This is a genomic window from Streptococcus hillyeri (genome assembly GCF_003686955.1).
Taxonomy (GTDB): Bacteria; Bacillota; Bacilli; order Lactobacillales; family Streptococcaceae; genus Streptococcus; species Streptococcus hillyeri.
This window is the reverse complement of record NZ_RCVM01000051.1, coordinates 1-756: the sequence shown is the minus strand read 5'-3', so window position 1 is coordinate 756 and position 756 is coordinate 1. Positions and strand designations below refer to the sequence as shown.

Below are 756 nucleotides of genomic sequence, written 5' to 3'. Positions count from 1 at the left end.
CCACGCTCCCAAGAAGAATACGGGTGGGCATAGTAGATATGAGCAGGGTCAAAAACTTCTGCTAAACGACTGAACTCAGCCCCGTTATCAGCTGTGATAGAGTTCATTTGATAATCCTTGAGGATTGCTTTCAGAGCTTGATTGACTGAAGACGCGGACTTATCGGGAATGAGTCGAATGATTTGATAACGACTCTTTCTATCGGTTAGGGTCAACAGACACTCGTTTTTTGCCCGTGTTTGAATAACCGTATCAATTTCAAAATCACCGATATTCTCACGCTTATTAATGCTTTCTGGTCGTTCCTCAATAGACTTTCCAGCTGGCTTAAAATTGGGACTAGCATGCTTTTTCTTAGCTTTCTCTTGTCGAGGATAAAGCATATCAGCCTTGGTCAATCCTAAGTGTCCATGATGAATCCAGTAGTAAATGGTGGAGATGGGAACAGGTATCCCTTTTGACTTTACCATCATCTCGGGAGAATATTTCTGTTCGATGTAGTGAGTTATCTTTTCTTTGAGTCCCTTGGTTAGGGAGAGCTGTTTAACAGAACGTTTACGATTGTTTTGATAGGCTTTTTGAGCGAAATCAGCTGAGTAGATCACTTCAAATTTTCCTTTACGCACTTGTTGTCTAACCTGACCACGTTTGACTTCGTTGTGAATGGTTTGAGGAGCTTTAGCTAATCTCCTAGCGATTTCACGATTTGAGAGCCCTTCTTGAAGCCAACGTTCAATCATTCTACGTTCAGTTAGT

Annotated in this window: 1 protein-coding gene; it reads right to left on the bottom strand. The window is 41.7% G+C overall.

All coding sequences use genetic code 11. The annotated features are described in order from the left end of the window. On the bottom strand, positions 1–756 hold a 756-nt coding region (locus EAF07_RS10400; protein WP_121836468.1), incomplete at both ends, for an IS30 family transposase.